Source organism: Caproiciproducens lactatisolvens, from assembly GCF_052443335.1.
Lineage (GTDB): Bacteria > Bacillota > Clostridia > Oscillospirales > Acutalibacteraceae > Caproiciproducens.
Genome location: NZ_CP195750.1, coordinates 1,103,591 through 1,118,992 on the forward strand (window position 1 = coordinate 1,103,591; position 15,402 = coordinate 1,118,992).

At 52.3% G+C, this 15,402-nt stretch carries 13 protein-coding genes; 10 read left to right on the forward strand and 3 right to left on the reverse strand.

Annotated features, from left to right (window positions below; translation table 11 throughout):
• Positions 1-17: 17 nt before the first annotated feature.
• Both pglX and ACRQV7_RS05380 read left to right on the forward strand, forming a co-directional pair.
• A complete protein-coding gene (gene pglX, locus ACRQV7_RS05375) occupies positions 18-3,278 on the forward strand; it encodes a BREX-1 system adenine-specific DNA-methyltransferase PglX (RefSeq protein ID WP_444659734.1) in 3,261 nt (1,086 codons plus the stop codon).
• Between the two features lie 17 nt (positions 3,279-3,295).
• Positions 3,296-3,958 (forward strand): HAD family hydrolase, encoded by a 663-nt coding sequence (locus ACRQV7_RS05380; protein ID WP_275716808.1) that lies wholly within the window; start codon positions 3,296-3,298, stop codon positions 3,956-3,958.
• A 36-nt stretch (positions 3,959-3,994) separates the two neighbouring features.
• On the opposite strand, the gene ACRQV7_RS05385 is transcribed toward ACRQV7_RS05380, so the two are convergent.
• The gene (locus ACRQV7_RS05385; RefSeq protein ID WP_444659735.1) at positions 3,995-4,768 is read right to left on the reverse strand and encodes a hypothetical protein; all 774 of its coding nucleotides are present in this window, start codon (positions 4,766-4,768) and stop codon (positions 3,995-3,997) included.
• Between the two features lie 219 nt (positions 4,769-4,987).
• Between ACRQV7_RS05385 and ACRQV7_RS05390 the strand changes: the two genes are divergently transcribed.
• From ACRQV7_RS05390 to ACRQV7_RS05405, 4 genes are all read left to right on the forward strand, one after another.
• Positions 4,988-5,425 carry a YaiI/YqxD family protein gene (locus ACRQV7_RS05390; protein ID WP_444660229.1) on the forward strand — a complete coding sequence of 146 codons (438 nt, stop codon included), beginning with the start codon at positions 4,988-4,990 and terminating at the stop codon, positions 5,423-5,425.
• Positions 5,426-5,623: 198 nt separating this feature from the next.
• The gene (locus ACRQV7_RS05395) at positions 5,624-7,045 is read left to right on the forward strand and encodes an NAD(P)/FAD-dependent oxidoreductase (protein WP_444659736.1); all 1,422 of its coding nucleotides are present in this window, start codon (positions 5,624-5,626) and stop codon (positions 7,043-7,045) included.
• 115 nt (positions 7,046-7,160) lie between these two features.
• On the forward strand, positions 7,161-8,180 hold the full coding sequence (locus ACRQV7_RS05400; RefSeq protein ID WP_444659737.1) for a hypothetical protein: 1,020 nt from the start codon (positions 7,161-7,163) through the stop codon (positions 8,178-8,180).
• Between the two features lie 263 nt (positions 8,181-8,443).
• Positions 8,444-8,656 (forward strand): helix-turn-helix domain-containing protein, encoded by a 213-nt coding sequence (locus ACRQV7_RS05405; RefSeq protein ID WP_275716798.1) that lies wholly within the window; start codon positions 8,444-8,446, stop codon positions 8,654-8,656.
• A 28-nt stretch (positions 8,657-8,684) separates the two neighbouring features.
• On the opposite strand, the gene ACRQV7_RS05410 is transcribed toward ACRQV7_RS05405, so the two are convergent.
• Positions 8,685-9,368: an SGNH/GDSL hydrolase family protein gene (locus ACRQV7_RS05410; RefSeq protein ID WP_275716796.1), complete on the reverse strand. Its 684-nt coding sequence runs from the start codon at positions 9,366-9,368 to the stop codon at positions 8,685-8,687.
• Positions 9,369-9,471: 103 nt separating this feature from the next.
• Positions 9,472-10,467: an asparaginase gene (locus tag ACRQV7_RS05415; RefSeq protein WP_275716794.1), complete on the reverse strand. Its 996-nt coding sequence runs from the start codon at positions 10,465-10,467 to the stop codon at positions 9,472-9,474.
• 216 nt (positions 10,468-10,683) lie between these two features.
• Here ACRQV7_RS05415 and ACRQV7_RS05420 point away from each other — a divergent pair, with 216 nt between their 5' ends.
• From ACRQV7_RS05420 to ACRQV7_RS05435, 4 genes are all read left to right on the forward strand, one after another.
• Complete coding sequence (locus tag ACRQV7_RS05420) at positions 10,684-11,349, forward strand: response regulator transcription factor (protein WP_444659738.1); 666 nt, start codon at positions 10,684-10,686, stop codon at positions 11,347-11,349.
• The gene (locus ACRQV7_RS05425) at positions 11,346-12,350 is read left to right on the forward strand and encodes a sensor histidine kinase (RefSeq protein ID WP_444659739.1); all 1,005 of its coding nucleotides are present in this window, start codon (positions 11,346-11,348) and stop codon (positions 12,348-12,350) included. Before ACRQV7_RS05420 ends, ACRQV7_RS05425 begins: the two co-directional genes overlap by 4 nt.
• 106 nt (positions 12,351-12,456) lie before the next feature.
• Positions 12,457-13,224 (forward strand): ABC transporter ATP-binding protein, encoded by a 768-nt coding sequence (locus ACRQV7_RS05430; RefSeq protein ID WP_141827724.1) that lies wholly within the window; start codon positions 12,457-12,459, stop codon positions 13,222-13,224.
• Positions 13,214-15,253, forward strand: a complete 2,040-nt coding sequence (locus ACRQV7_RS05435; RefSeq protein WP_444659740.1) for an FtsX-like permease family protein — start codon at positions 13,214-13,216, stop codon at positions 15,251-15,253. The genes ACRQV7_RS05430 and ACRQV7_RS05435 overlap by 11 nt, the downstream gene beginning before the upstream one ends.
• Positions 15,254-15,402: the final 149 nt, after the last annotated feature.

A 15,402-nucleotide genomic window follows, 5' to 3' on the forward strand; every position in this document is an offset into this window, starting at 1 on the left:
AGAAGGGGGATGGTAAGGTGAACAAGGCGGCAATCCGGACCTTTGCGGTTGGCGCCAGAGAAAAGCTTATCGCGTCCGTCTCCCGGCGCGCCGTCGAACTGACGGCGCAGAAACGGAACCCGTTTCCCGGACTGACGCAGGACATTGAAAACACCGGCTTTCAGGCCGTGGTGGAGGAAGTCTCCTATACGTGGTTTATCCGTATCATCGGCATCCGGTTCATGGAGGTCAACGGCTATCTGCCGGGGAAGGTGCGCGTCCTTTCTTCCGAACAGACGGGACAGATCCTTCCGGATATCCTGGCGGCAGAGCCGACGGAGGACCGGTCGGACGAGCGCTTTACCGCGCTTTTTATTTCTGTCTGCCGGTCCCTTGCCAAAATCCTTCCGGAGTATTTTGAAAGCGAATGCGAGTATCTCGAGCCGCTGCTGCAGCTGTCCTTCCGGGAGGAAGATGGAGTCGTCCGCAGCCTGGTGGACGGGATTTCCGAGGAGGACTTCCGGGAAGCGGTTGAGATCATCGGCTGGCTGTACCAGTATTACAACGACGCCCGCCGCAGCGAGGTCATCAGCCTTTACGGCGGCAGGGTGAAAAAAGAGGACGTCCCGGCGGCCACGCAGTTTTTTACCACGGACTGGGTCGTGCGCAGCATGGTGGACAATTCTCTTGGCCAGTACTGGCTGGAGCGGAATCCGGACAGCGCGCTCAGAGAAAAGCTGGAATTTTATCTCGGGGCGGAAAATGCCGCCGTTCAGGAAAACGTACCGCCGCAGGAGCTGAAGCTTCTCGATCCGTGCATGGGCAGCGGGCATATCCTTGTCTACGCGTTTGACCTGCTGATTGAAATTTACCGGGAATGCGGGGTGAGCCCGCGGGACGCGGCGGAGCTGATCCTTCGCCGCAACCTTTACGGGTTTGACATCGACAGGCGTTCCTGGCAGTTGGCCTGCTTTGCGCTGCTGATGAAGGCGCGCGGATACAATGAGGATATTCTGACGCTTGGAATCCCGCTGAACCTGTATGTCATCCGGGAAGGGTCCGGGATCGGCGGGGACCTGCTGTCCTTTGTGGCGGACGGCGACGGGCAGATCGAAGCGGATTTGCAAAGTCTTCTTTCGGCCCTTCACGGGGCCGCCGAATACGGCAGCCTGCTCCGTGTGGAGCAGGCCGGCTTTGACCGGATTTTCCGGCGGGTGGAGGAAATCAGGCAGCAGCCGTGCGACAGCCTGTTTGCGCTCGCGTACCGGGAAGATACCGTCCACAAGCTTTTGCCGCTGCTGCGGCAGGCCCGCGCAATGGCGGGGAAATACACGGTGGTTGCGACGAATCCGCCTTATCTGAACCGGATGAATAAAAAGCTGAAATCCTACGTCAATCGGCATTACCGCGACTATGCCGGGGACCTGTTCTCCGTGTTTATTTACCGCAGCTTCGGCTTCTGCATTCCGGACGGCTACTGCGCGTTTATGTCGCCGTTTGTCTGGATGTTCATCAAATCCTATCAGAAGCTGAGGGAATACATCATCCGGGAAAAATCGATCTCCTCGCTGATTCAGCTGGAGTATTCCGCTTTTGACGAGGCCACCGTGCCGATCTGTACCTTTGTGCTGAAAAACGGGCCGGAAAGCAGGCCCGGCGTGTATCTGAAGCTCTCCGACTTCTGGGGCGGCATGGAGGTGCAGAAACAAAAGGTGAGGGAAGCGGTGCGGAACCCGCGCTGCTCCTACCGCTTTGAGACTCCGGCAAAGCAGTTCGCCCGGATTCCCGGCATGCCGATCGCCTATTGGGCGGGCGAAAAGCCGGGGGAGATCTTCTCCTCCGTCCCACCCCTTTCCGAAAGCGCGGCGGTTACGAACGGGCTTTTTACCTGTGACAATCAGCGCTTCCTTCGTTTCTGGTACGAGGTAGCTCCTGAAAACATCCATTTCCACTGCATCGACCGGGCCGACTGTCTGCAGAGCAGCCAGAAATGGTACCCTTATAACAAGGGCGGCGATTTCCGGAAGTGGTACGGCAATCAGGAGTATGTGGTCAATTTTCAGCATTTCGGGCGGGAGATCAGCGAGTTCCGCGTAAAGTCGGGACAGTCCGCTTCCTTTCCCGGCCAAGGCTTTTATTTTGAGCGGAGCGTGTCTTGGTCGTTCGTCAGCTCCTCCAAATTCGGCGTGCGGTATTATCCGCAGGGCTTTGTGTTCGACATCGCCGGTTCCTCCGTTTTCCCGAACCGGGAGGACGATTTCTATTATATTCTTGGATTTTTGTCCAGCAGCTGCGCTTTTGCCATGCTGAACCTGATGAATCCCACGCTGAACTATCAGGCGGGCAACATCGCTAAGCTTCCGCTGCGGGTGGATGAAACCGTGAAGCGGCGGGTCGGTATGCTGGTTGCTGAAAATATCGAAATTTCCAGGGAGGACTGGGATTCCTTTGAAACCAGCTGGAATTTCCAGACTCATCCGCTGCTTCGTTTCAGGACGAAGGAAAAAGACTGTAAAATTGCCGATGCCTTTGCGGCGTGGAAGGATTTTACCGACCTCCGTTTTCAGCGGATGAAGGAAAATGAGGAAGAGCTCAACCGGATTTTTATTGACCTTTACGGTCTTAAAAACGAGCTGAAGCCGCAGGTGGAGGATGGGGACGTCACCATCCGCCGCGCGGAGCTTTCCCGCGATATCCGCAGCTTCCTCAGCTTCGCTTTGGGCTGCATGTTCGGGCGGTATACCGTCCCCGGCTATGACCCGCAGGGAGGGACGGACATCCTGCCCGTTACCCCGTATCTGGAAAACGACCTTGCCGTGCGGCTAATTTCCTTTGTGAAGCTTGTGTTCGGCGAAAAAACGCTGAAAGAGAATCTCTCTTTGATCGTTTCCGCGCTCGGCGGGAGCGGCAGCGCGGTGGATGTTATCCGAAACTATTACAGAAACGAATTTTACCGCGAGCATATCCGTATTTATAAAAAGAGGCCGATTTACTGGATGATTGACGGCGGCGCTTTTCAGGCGCTCTGTTATATGCATGCCTATGATGAAAACACCATCGCCCGCGGGCTGGATTTTCTGCGGAAAACGCAGTCCGGGCTTGAGAAATATGCGCAAAAGGAGGGACTGACCAAAAAACAGCAGGAAAGACTGGCAGAGCAGCTTACCCGGCTGCGGGATTTCGGCGGACGGCTGGAAATTGCCGCGAAAAAGAAAATCCGGATTGATCCGGATGACGGTGTGTTGACAAATTACGCAAAGGTGCAGGGCGGGGAAGCGCTCTTTCCCCCAATCAAATGAATAAGTGAGGTTTACGCATGATGAAAGCAGTGGTACTGGATATGGACGGGACCATGTTCGACACCGAACGCCTTTCGATCGACGGCTGGAAGAAGGCCGGAGAAGCGCTCGGGTGCGGCAATGTGATGGAATTGATTGAACAGGCGATGGGAATTACCGCCGCCGCCGAAAAAGAACTGTTTTTAACAAAATACGGCCCCGACTTTCCGTTTGAAGAATTCAGAAAGATCAGTGTGGATTACAGCAGGGACTATATCAAAAAGAACGGCGTCCCGGTAAAAGAGGGGCTGTTTGAACTGCTGGACTATCTGAAACGGGAAGGCTACAGAATCGCGGTCGCAACGTCCTCTTCGCGCAGCAGCACCATGAGCCATTTTGAAAATACAAAGATAACCGGATACTTTGATCAGATCATTTGCGGCGACATGATTGAAAAAAGCAAGCCCGACCCCGATATTTACCTGAAAGCGGCCCAGGCGCTTCAGGTTCCGCCGCAGGAGTGCATGGCGCTGGAGGATTCTCCGAACGGAATTCTTTCCGCTTACCGCGCGGGGATGAAAACCGTTATGATACCGGACACGGTTCCCGCAAATCCGGAACTGGAGAAAATGCTCTTTGCGTGCGTCCCCACTCTCCGCGGCGTCATTCCGGTGCTAAAGAACCTGAAAAAAGGAAAATAAAAAGGCTGCCGCACAAGCGGCAGCCTTTTCGCGTGTTCAGTTCAGCCTTTCGATTTTGGTAACGGTTACGGCTCTTGTGTTGGAGCCGTCTATGGCGCCTTCATAATAGATTCTCAGCCTGCGCCCCAGCTGCAGACCCTTGCCGGAAGTATCCGCATCGGTTCCATCCTTGAGGAAGGTGATCGAGCGGCCGTCGTCCGTCTTGATGGTAATGGTCTGCGTCATGATTTCTTCCAGCGTTCCTTCCACGGTGGAAATACCGCTGGAGGAAGCATTCGCGTCCAGAATCTTGAATCGGTTGAGGACGTCGCTGTCCGGCAGAACCATACTGTTGAACAGATCCGATTTTTCTCCTACTTCGTAAGGAGAGTTTTTCGGCAGAGTAAAGCAGTAAACGACGTCTTCCTTTGTTCCCAGATAGGTGGGTTTGGGATCGAGCGTTCCGCCCTTTGTTTTCTCCCACCAGTCCTTTGAAACAAGGAAAATCGTAAGCAGTGAGCAGTTTTTGTCATTTTGAAAAAGAAAATCCACTTTCGTATATTTTGTGCCGCCGTCCGACATGGTTTCCGTAGTAACCACCGGGGTATAATTTTTATCCTCCCAGCTATCGGGGACTGCAAGTGAAAAACTCAATTTGTCGTTTGTATAAAATTTCTGAACAGCACTGCTTTTTGCGTTGCTTTTGGCTCTGATTTCAGACGGGGCGGTTTCCGCAAGCATGACGGCGGGAGTTTCCGTTTTTGACGCGCATGCGGTCAGCAAAACCAGCAGAACCGATAGTAACGGTATGAAAAGCTTCAGTTTCCTCATAAATCTCCTCCATTCGGGCATAACTTTACAGCTACATCATATTCCGGGTGCTTGTAAAAGTCAATTATGATGTAAAAATTGTAATAAATCATTACAATTCTGTTATATTTTAATACAATCCATCTCTTGCGGTTTCGTGCTATAATAATCTCGTAGCGCAAACCGGAGCGAAGCTTGGGGCGCCGGAATTGGGAAATTTTAGAAGGCGGCGGTTGTTTGATGAATATTCTGGTGGATGCCGATGCCTGCCCGGTCAAGGAAATTATTGTCCGGCTGGCGAAAAAACAGAAGGTGCCCGTCATCATGCTGACCGACACGAGCCATCTGCTCGACGACGGGTACAGCAAAGTGATTACGGTGGACAAGGGCCGTGACAGCGCGGATATCCGCCTGGTCAATCTGGCCGGGAGCGGGGACATCGTCGTCACTCAGGATTTCGGCGTGGCGGCCATGGCGCTTGCCAAGGGCGCAAAGGCGCTGAACCAGAACGGCATGGTCTACGACGATTCCAATATGGACCGCCTTTTGTTTGAACGCGCGCTCGGCCAGGAAATGCGCCGCGCGGGGGCAAGGATCGGAAAGTTCAAAAAGAGAAGCAGGCAGGACGACGAATCGTTTGAGCGGGTCCTTTTACGCATGATGGAAGAAAACATTTGACAAACGAAATAGATATGTTATAATACCATTGTTTTGCCTGAAGAAAAAATCCTATGGCAAATCCATTTCCGTTTGCGAGATAAAACACGTTTCTCCCCCGCCGAAGGCGGGGGAGAAACGTAACCTTGTTTGCAGAATCCACTGAAAATGCTGTAGTTAAAAAATAGCGATTAACACGAATATTGTGAGGTTGAAAATATGTACGATTATGATTTGATTGTCATCGGTGCCGGCCCTGCCGGCATTTTTACGGCTCTGGAGATGGATAAGCTCGCGCCCGGGAAAAAGATGCTGGTGGTAGACAGCGGAAGCACGATTGACCGGCGCGCCTGCCCGGCAAGGACCTCCGGACAGTGCGCCCACTGCAAGACCTGCAATATTATGAACGGCTGGGCCGGCGCCGGCGCTTTTTCGGACGGAAAGCTGTCCCTTTCGGAGGAAGTCGGCGGCAATATCACGGATTATATGCCGGTGGAAAAGGCACGGGAGCTCATCCGCTACGCCGACGATATTTATCTGCATTACGGGGCTCCGGACAAGATTTTCGGAAAAAGCGACAAATTTGCGGAAAAGGTGTCCTATGAGGCACGCAGGGAAAATATCCAGCTGATCCCCTGCCCGGTGCGCCATATGGGTACGGAATACTCCTTTGAAGTGCTGAGGGGCATGTACCGTTACCTTTCCGCCAGGCCGAATTTCGAGTTCAGGGAACACACCACGGCGGATTCCATCTTTGTGGAAAACGGAAAAGCGGAAGGCGTGTGGCTGGTTGACCGTTCCGGCGGGCGCACCCTTGTCCGCGCACCCTACGTGGTGGCCGCGCCGGGACGCGGCGGCGCCGAGTGGCTGGCCCGCATTGCCCAGGAAAACAAGCTGGCCACCACCAACAACGAGGTCGACATCGGCGTGCGTGTGGAAGTACCGAACGCGGTGATGGACCACCTCACCAAGAACCTGTATGAGGCGAAGCTGGTTTATTATTCGGATACGTTTGAAAATAAGGTGCGTACCTTCTGCATGAATCCAGGCGGCATTGTCAGCGAGGAGCATTACGACGGCGGTATCGGCGGGGGGATCGCGGTTGTAAACGGCCATTCCTACGCCGACGAAGACAAGCACAGCGAAAATACCAATTTTGCCATGCTGGTTTCCACCCGCTTTACCGAGCCGTTCAATCAGCCGATCGAGTACGGCCGGTATATCGCGCAGCTGGGGAACATGCTGACGGGCGGCGGCATCATGGTGCAGCGGCTGGGCGACCTCCTGATGGGAAGGCGCACGGACTACACCAGATTGAAAAAGTCCACGACGGTGCCCACCCTGAAAAACGCGGTGCCGGGCGACTTGTCCTTTGTGCTGCCTCACCGTCATCTGACCAGCATTGTGGAGTCGCTCCGCGCGTTTGACAAGCTGGCCCCGGGGCTTTACTCCAAGAACACCCTGCTTTACGGGGTGGAGGTCAAGTTCTATTCCTCCAAGGTATCGGTCAAAAAGAATTTTGAGACCGAAATCGAAAATCTGTACACCATCGGCGACGGCGCCGGCATTACCCGCGGGCTGATGCAGGCTTCCGTAACCGGCGTTGTGGTCGCGAGGGATATTGCGAACAAGAGGGACTGAATTTTTTAAAGTTTGGAAAGCGGCAAACCCGTCCGGCGGGTTTGCCGCTTTTATGCATGTCTTAAAAATCCAATCATATAATGTGATAAACAATATGTGGGGGGAGGACGTTTCATTGCCGGATTTTTCTTTGAACTATTTTATCGGTTCCAACAGCTCAAGGGGATATGTCAGCTTTTTTCAATCGAATTTTGGCCGCCTGAAAACGGTCGTCCGTCTCAGCGGTTATCCGTCCATCGTCGTGTCGGACATTGTAAGCAGCCTTTGTTCCGCCGCGCGTGACAGCGGCTGTCACGCGCAATTGATCCACAATTGTCTGGACAATTCCATGGAAGGGGTCCTTATCCCGGAAAAAAACGCGGGAGTGATTAATTTTCCGCTTTACGGGGAAGAGGAATATCCCGTGGCGGCAATTCTCAATGACGACAACCTGAGTCAGACCCATGCCTGCCTGGCGGGCGCGGTCCGGCATTTTTCCGCCGCACGCGCCATCCACGACAAATGGGAGCAAATCTACGTTTCCAATATGGATTTCGCCGCCGCCAACAGACTGACGGCCCGGACAATTGAAAAGGTGATCGGGGAAAAAACACTGGGAAAAAAGGGGGCGCAGGTTCACCGCTACTTCGGCGCGGCAACCGTGAACGGCGCTTATGATTACATTGACAATCTGACAGAGGACCTTGAAAAACGGTACTTTATCAAAGGACGGCCAGGCACCGGGAAGTCGACTTTCCTGGGAAAAATTGCGGAGTATGCCACCGCGGCGGGATTCGATACGGAAATTTACCACTGCGCGTTTGACCCGAACAGCCTGGATATGGTGATTCTGCGGGAGCTGAGCGTGGCCCTGTTTGACAGCACTTCCCCGCATGAATATTTTCCGTCCCGTCCGGACGACGAGGTCATCGATATTTACAAAGCCGCGGTCGCGGAGAAAACAGACGAAAAATACCGCGCGGAAATCACGGCCATTATGATGGATTATAAGACGGAAGTCGCAAAGGCGACCAAACAGTTGGCCCGCGCGAAACGATATTACGACGAAGTGCAAAAGGGAATGATCTCAAAAATCAGCGCGGAGGCGCTCGGCCTTGCCGAAAAGAAAATCAGGGACACGGTATTCGGAGATTGAAAGTCTATGGCTTTCTCCAGATTTCCCTATGAGGATAGAGAATGGTATGTTCCTTTTCTTTGACTTCATGGGAAAGGAACACCTCCTCCGACTCCTGCTGTATATTCTGTAACTCATTAATGATATCTGTAATCTTGTTGAAAAGGCTGTAATACATTTCCTTATAATGATCCACTACTCTCACCCCGAATATAGTTTAGGACAAATAGTCCATATTGTCAATGGACAGATTGTACTAAAGTATAATGCATTTGGTGATCATAATGAAATTGAGAATCCGTGATATCAGAGAAGACCGTGACCTTACCCAAAAACAGATAGCCGGCTACTTAATGTGTGACCAGTCCCTGTATTCCAAATACGAACGGGAGGAAAGGGAGATTCCACTGCACCTGATTGTAAGACTTGCCCGGTATTATCGGGTGAGCGTAGATTATCTGGTTGGCCTGACCGATACAAAAACGCCTTATCCCTGAGAACGGGATTAGGCGTTTTTTCTCTGTCTTATGCGTTTATAAGAGCGTATTTTTCAATGGTCCGGCCGATGAGCCGGTGTCCGTTTTCATTGGGATGGATACCGTCCTCGCAGATCAGGTTCTGATAATTTCCGGTTTTCAGAAACGCGCTGCTGATGTCGATCAGCGGGACATGGTGCAGGATCGCCAGCCGGTTGACGGCAAGGTTATACATTTCGTGCCAGCGGTAGATAAATTCCACGTCGCCGAGCCAGCGGAGAATATTTTCCGGATTCAGCCCGCGTGAAATCCAGTCAAAGTACCGTTTCGCGTCGATCGGCGGCAGGGAAAGCAGCACCGGCTTGCCGCCGCACGCTTTCACTTCGTCGATCATCCGGGAATAATATTCTTCAAATACGGAAACCGGGGTGTTCGGTACATGGTTGCTTTCCGGGGAAGCCGAGACCTCCGCCCAGTTGAAATCGCAGTCGTTTCCGCCGAATTCCAGCACCGTGTAGTCGTACCGGCCCAGTTCGGATATGTGCTTTTTCAGTACCTCGCCGCCTTTTGTGACGGTACAGCCGAATTTTGAAAAGTTTCTGATGGCAATATGACTGTTCTTTTCAATCATGCCGACAAAGCTGTCTTTCAAAAGGATGTATTTTTTACGGACACTGTCAAAAACAATACCTTCGGCTACGGAATCGCCGAATACGCATACGGATTGAATCATAACAGCACTCCTTTGTAATTATAGTAAATCTGTTATATAGTATTTAATACTATATAACAGAATACATCATATGTCAATATTATTACGCAAAGAGTGCAGAATATTATGTAAGGCTGATCTCTCCCACATAATTTGTGGCGAAAATCCGCTTTATTTCCCCGGATTTTTCTGTTTTTCCCAGCGCCCACATCAGCTTTGTGACAGCCGCCTCCGTCGTCATGTCAAATCCCTGGACGACCCCGCTCTGCAGTGCTTTCTGTCCGGCCTGATAAATGGTGAAGTCGCTCCGTTCGTACAGGCACTGGCTGCATACGACAACGGAAATGCCGCGCTCCACGATCTTTTGCAGCTGTGCGGTCAGATCGCGGCGGATGAAATTCAGCCCGCCCGCGCCGAACGCTTCAATCACGATTCCCTTATAGTTCATTTTCAGGAGCATGTCGAAAATTTCGGGGTTCAGGCCGGGAGTCAGCTTGATGAGAAAAACATCGGTGCAAAGCTGATCCTCCAGAGAAAATCCGCCTCCCATTTGCGGCAGAATGCTTTCGTTGAACGTTAAGCCGCCCGCGTCGACGGTTGCGGCGGGGGGGCAGTTGACGCTTTCAAAGGCGTCAAAGCCCGTGGTGCGCACCTTCACCGCGCGTGTTCCTAAAATGACCTTGCGGTCAAACGCAAGAAAGACTCCGGGCTTTTTGGAACAGGCCATTGCAAAGGCGCAGCGCAGGTTTTCCACGCCGTCCGTCAGGGGATGCCTGATCGGCAGCTGGGAGCCGGTGATGACCACCGGAATGGGAATGTTGCGCAGCATAAACGAAAGTACGGAGGCGGTGTACGCCATGGTGTCCGTGCCGTGGGTCAGAACGATTCCGTCGTATTTGCCGTATTCGCGGGCAATGGTGCGCGCAATGCACTGCCACTCCTCGGGCTGTATGTTGGAGCTGTCAAGCTGAAATAAATCTTCAACGTCAACGTCGTATTCGGCGGTCAGCCCGCCGATGAAGTCGGCCAGCTGCCGGCTGCTCGGCGACGGCGCAAGCCCTTCGTCCGTCGGTTCGGAGGCGATGGTCCCCCCGGTGGTAATCAGCAGTAATTGATTCATGGTAACACCCCGGTTATATTGATGAGCATGATTTACAATATACTATCATTAATAGCTTAGAAAGTAAATGAAGCGATCTCTAAAATCAGAGGCATTCTCCAAGCTTTTTCTCGCAGTTTCTACAAAACCGCCCAATTGCTTCCCAACACGGAATGCTTTATAATGAAAATCAGAAAAATGGGACCAATGATATTTTGGTAGAAAGGGCGGATTTGCGTGTCCTCTGTTTTTATTGTGGAAGATGATGTGAAAATCAGACAGGAGCTGACAAGGCTCCTTGAAAAATACGGCTATCCCTGTGCTTCGTCGGATGATTTTGCCCATATGCCGGAAGTGATCCTGAAGGAAAATCCACAGCTCGTGCTTCTGGATATCAACCTGCCGGTTTACGACGGGTACCATATCTGCCGGGAAATCCGGCGCAGATCCCAGCTTCCCATTATCATCGTGACCAGCCGCGACAGCGACGTCGACGAACTGATGAGCATGAGTTTGGGTGCGGACGATTTTATTACGAAACCCTACAATACGCAGATTCTGCTTGCGCGGATCGCCTCCGTCTTAAAGCGCGCTTATCCGTCCGAACCGGTCAGCGTCCTTTCCCACCGGGGGCTGGAGCTCGACCTTTCCCGCGGGACCGCGCGTTTCGGGGAAAACGAGACGGAGCTTTCCAAAAACGAACTGCGCATTCTGCACGTGCTTCTGTGCAACCGGGGCCGCATCGTTTCCCGCGAGGAAATCATGAACGACCTGTGGCAGTCGGAGGAATTCGTGGACGACAACACGCTGACGGTCAACATCAACCGGCTGCGCAAAAAGCTGGACGGCATCGGCGTGCGCGATTATCTGACGACCAAACGGGGTCTGGGGTATCTGGTATGAGTCTGAAAAATTTTTTAGCGGATAAGGTTTATCATTTGCTCTTTGTGGTGCTGACGGCCTTTTTTGCGGCCGTACTGCTGTCCGTTCTGAAAGTGGGCGCTTATGCCGCCCTTTTTGTTCCGCTGGTGTTTCTGGCGGGGGAAGCGGCTGCGCTGGCATTGGAATTTCTCAGGAAAAGGGAATTTTATAACGGAATGCTTGAAAACCTGGAAAAGCTGGACAAAAAATATCTGATTTCCGAAATGCTGGACGAGCCGTCCTTTCTTGAGGGAAAGCTGCTTTGCGAATGTGTGAAGACGGCCGGCAAGGCGATGAACGACGAGATTGCCGGGTACCGCCGCGCTTCCAGCGAATACCGGGAATACATTGAGACATGGGTGCACGAGGTCAAAACGCCGATTTCCTCCAGCAGGCTGATGATTGAAAACAACAAAAACGAAGTTACACTCAGCCTGAATGAGGAACTATCAAAAATAGAGAATTATGTGGAGCAGGCACTTTTCTATTCCAGAAGCAACCATGTGGAAAAGGATTACGTCATCAAAAGCATCACGCTGAAAGCGCTTGTCGGCTCGGCGCTCAAAAAGAATTCCGCCGCGCTGATCGAAAGCAGGACCCATGTGGAAACCTCCGCGCTGGACAAAACGGTGTTTACCGACGGGAAGTGGACGGACTTCATTATCGGCCAGATTCTGATGAACTCCGTAAAGTACCGGAGCCGGGAGCCGGAAATCAAAATTTACGGGCTTCAGAATCAGAACAGCGTTACACTGATGATTTCGGACAACGGGATCGGTATTTCGAAAAAAGACCTGGGCAGGGTGTTTGAAAAAGGTTTTACCGGCGAAAACGGAAGAACCTCCGCAAAATCGACCGGGATCGGGCTGTATCTGTGCAAAAAGCTCTGCGATAAGCTGAACCTCGGCATCTCCATCGCGTCCACCGAAGGAAAAGGGACGCTGGTTTCCATCGTCTTCCCGAGAAGCAACATGTTTGAATGATCCGCTTCAAGCTTACAAAACTGTAAGTCTGCCGTAAGGGAAATCAATGGTTTGTTCCGTAAAATTGTATTATACTGTTAATACAATTTGAAAAGGAGAAAAACAGATGCAAAAAATTTTGACGGTTGAGAATGTTGAGAAATATTACGGAAATAAAGGCAACCTGACCAAAGCGGTGGACGATATCAGCTTTGAAGTGGAAAAAGGGGAATTCGTCGGCATCATGGGCGCTTCCGGCAGCGGAAAAACGACGCTGCTGAACTGTATTTCCACCATTGATTCCCCGACGGCCGGCCATATCATCATCGACGGAAAGGATATTACCCGGCTGAACTCCGCAAGGCTGTCCCGGTTCCGCCGCGAACAGCTCGGGTTTATCTTTCAGGATTTCAATCTGCTGGACACACTGACCGCGTATGAAAACATTGCGCTCGCGCTGACCATTATCAAGACTCCGGCGGGGGAAATCGACGTGCGTGTGCGCCAGGTCGCGAAGAAACTGGAGATCGAGGATGTCCTGAAAAAGTATCCGTACCAGATGTCCGGCGGACAGAAGCAGCGCGTCGCCTCGGCCCGCGCCATCGTCACCCAGCCCGCGCTGATTCTGGCGGATGAGCCCACCGGCGCGCTGGATTCCAAATCCTCCCGGATGCTGCTGGAAAGCTTTGAAACGCTCAACAGCAATCTGGAAGCGACCATCCTGATGGTCACGCACGATGCGTTTACCGCCAGCTACTGCCACCGGATCCTGTTTATCAAGGATGGCAGGATTTTCAACGAGCTGGTCCGCGGGGGCGACACCCGCAGGCAGTTCTTCAATAAAATCATTGAGGTCGTGACCCTGCTCGGAGGTGACAACGCCAATGTTCTCTAAGCTTGCTTTCAAGAATGTCACGAAAAGCATCCGCGATTTCACCGTCTATTTTTTGACCCTGACGTTCGGTGTAAGCCTGTTTTATGTTTTCAATTCCATCGATTCCCAGACCGCGCTGCTGGAGGTCAGCAAGGCGCAGGCGAGAATCATTGCGTCGCTGATTACCACGATCGACTATGTGTCCGTTTTTATTTCCATTATTCTGGGCTTTCTGGTCGTTTACGCGAACCAGTTCCTGATCAAGCGCCGGAAAAAAGAGCTTGCCGTTTACATGACGCTCGGCATGGCGAAAGGCAAGATATCGCGCATTTTGATTCTGGAAACGATGATTATCGGCGTGTTTTCGCTTGCGGTGGGCCTTTTGGTCGGCGTGTTTGCCTCCCAGTGGCTTTCCGTTGTCACCGCGAAGCTGTTCGAGGTGGACATGAAAGCGTTCCTTTTTACGTTTTCCGCCCACGCGTTTTATAAGACCGTCCTGTATTTCGGAATCATCTTTCTGATCGTGATTGTTTTCAATACGATTGCGGTCTCGCGGTATAAACTGATCGATCTGCTGAACGCTTCGAAGAAAAATCAGAAGCTGCGGTTTACGCATCTCTGGATTTCGGTGATCCTGTTTCTGGTGGCGCTTGTCTGTATCCTCACCGCCTACCACCTGATTATCGACAACGGCATGATGGAGGTGAATTCCGAGTTTACGGCGGCCATTGTTCTGGGCAGCATCGGTACGCTGCTGTTCTTTATGTCCCTGTCCGGCTTTTTGCTCCGCGTGGTGAAGGCGAACAAAAAGCTGTATCTCAAAAACCTGAACATGTTCGTGCTGCGCCAGATCAATTCTAAAATCAATACGACCTTCGTCTCCATGTCCGTCATCTGCATCATGCTGCTGGTCACCATCGGCACGCTGTCCACGGGGATAGGGCTTTCCGACGTGCTCAGCAAGGACCTGAAGGGCGCTACGCCGTATGACGCGACCTACACCTATTATTATTCGTATGGGGAGGACGAACTGAAACGCAATGCGCTGGCGGATGATATCGCCGGGCAGATGATTGCCCATGGCGTCGATTTGGACGGACTGACCAGATCGTACGCACAGATGACCGCTTATTACACCGATCATCTGAAGTACTCCGAGCTGTTTCTGCCGGGTGCGCCGTCACAAGGCAAGCTGATGGAACAGAGTAAAGACGCTGCGGTGGTTTGTGTTTCGCAAAGCGACTACAACGCGGCCGCAAAGCTGCAGGGGAGGCCCACGGTTTCCCTGCGGGACGATGAATTCCTGATCAACTGCAGCTACGTCGATATGAAGCCCGTGATCGAGTATTTTCTGAATCATAAGGGTACGGTTGTGCTGAACGGGGAAACGCTGAAGGCGCAGAGCCGCCAGTATCTGGATACCGCCTTCCAGACAAGCATGATGATGGCCGATCCCGGAACGCTGATTGTGCCGGACGCGCTGGTGGAAGGCCTGAAAAAAGAGATCGCTTTTCTCAATCTCCAGTATAAAGACGGCGTTACCGACGAACAGTTCGTTGCGGCGGTAGAAAAGGTTTATCCTGAAGAATCGGCCGATGAGTCTTCCACCCCCTATCACACATCTCTTACCAAACAGCTGGTCTACGATCAGAGCACGGGGATCAAGACGATGATTTCGTATCTCGCGATCTATATCGGGCTGGTCTTCCTGATTACCAGCGCCGCCGTGCTTGCTCTGCAGCAGCTTTCCGAAGCTTCCGACAATCTGGAGCGCTATGGCCTGCTGAAACGGCTCGGCGCGGAACAGAGGATGATCGATCACTCCCTGTTTGTCCAGATCGCCATCTATTTTATGCTTCCGCTTTCTCTTGCGGTCGTCCATTCGGCGGTCGGCATCTATGTCGCCAATTCGCTGGTGGCGCAGTTCGGCCATCTGGATATTTTGGGAAACACCCTCATTACCGCCGTGTTTTTCCTTGTTATCTACGGGGGCTATTTCCTCACGACCTATTTCGGCAGCAGGAGCATGATTCATCAAAGGCAGAACTGATATGATCATTCTTTTATTGATCAAGCTGCTGCTGATTTATTTCCTTTCCTGCTGTGAAAGATTTCTTTAAGCCTTTCAGCCGCCGGTCATTTTGACCGGCGGCTGTTGTCTTTCTTCCCCAAAGAATATATAATGGAATTACCAAATCA

What these genes read in the sequence shown, in the direction of transcription:
- ACRQV7_RS05380 (WP_275716808.1), top strand. Translation starts at nt 3,296, where the DNA reads ATGATGAAAGCAGTGGTACTGGATATGGACGGGACCATGTTCGACACC.
- ACRQV7_RS05385 (WP_444659735.1), bottom strand. Translation starts at nt 4,768, where the DNA reads ATGAGGAAACTGAAGCTTTTCATACCGTTACTATCGGTTCTGCTGGTT.
- ACRQV7_RS05390 (WP_444660229.1), top strand. Translation starts at nt 4,988, where the DNA reads ATGAATATTCTGGTGGATGCCGATGCCTGCCCGGTCAAGGAAATTATT.
- ACRQV7_RS05395 (WP_444659736.1), top strand. Translation starts at nt 5,624, where the DNA reads ATGTACGATTATGATTTGATTGTCATCGGTGCCGGCCCTGCCGGCATT.
- ACRQV7_RS05405 (WP_275716798.1), top strand. Translation starts at nt 8,444, where the DNA reads ATGAAATTGAGAATCCGTGATATCAGAGAAGACCGTGACCTTACCCAA.
- ACRQV7_RS05410 (WP_275716796.1), bottom strand. Translation starts at nt 9,368, where the DNA reads ATGATTCAATCCGTATGCGTATTCGGCGATTCCGTAGCCGAAGGTATT.
- ACRQV7_RS05415 (WP_275716794.1), bottom strand. Translation starts at nt 10,467, where the DNA reads ATGAATCAATTACTGCTGATTACCACCGGGGGGACCATCGCCTCCGAA.
- ACRQV7_RS05425 (WP_444659739.1), top strand. Translation starts at nt 11,346, where the DNA reads ATGAGTCTGAAAAATTTTTTAGCGGATAAGGTTTATCATTTGCTCTTT.
- ACRQV7_RS05430 (WP_141827724.1), top strand. Translation starts at nt 12,457, where the DNA reads ATGCAAAAAATTTTGACGGTTGAGAATGTTGAGAAATATTACGGAAAT.
- ACRQV7_RS05435 (WP_444659740.1), top strand. Translation starts at nt 13,214, where the DNA reads ATGTTCTCTAAGCTTGCTTTCAAGAATGTCACGAAAAGCATCCGCGAT.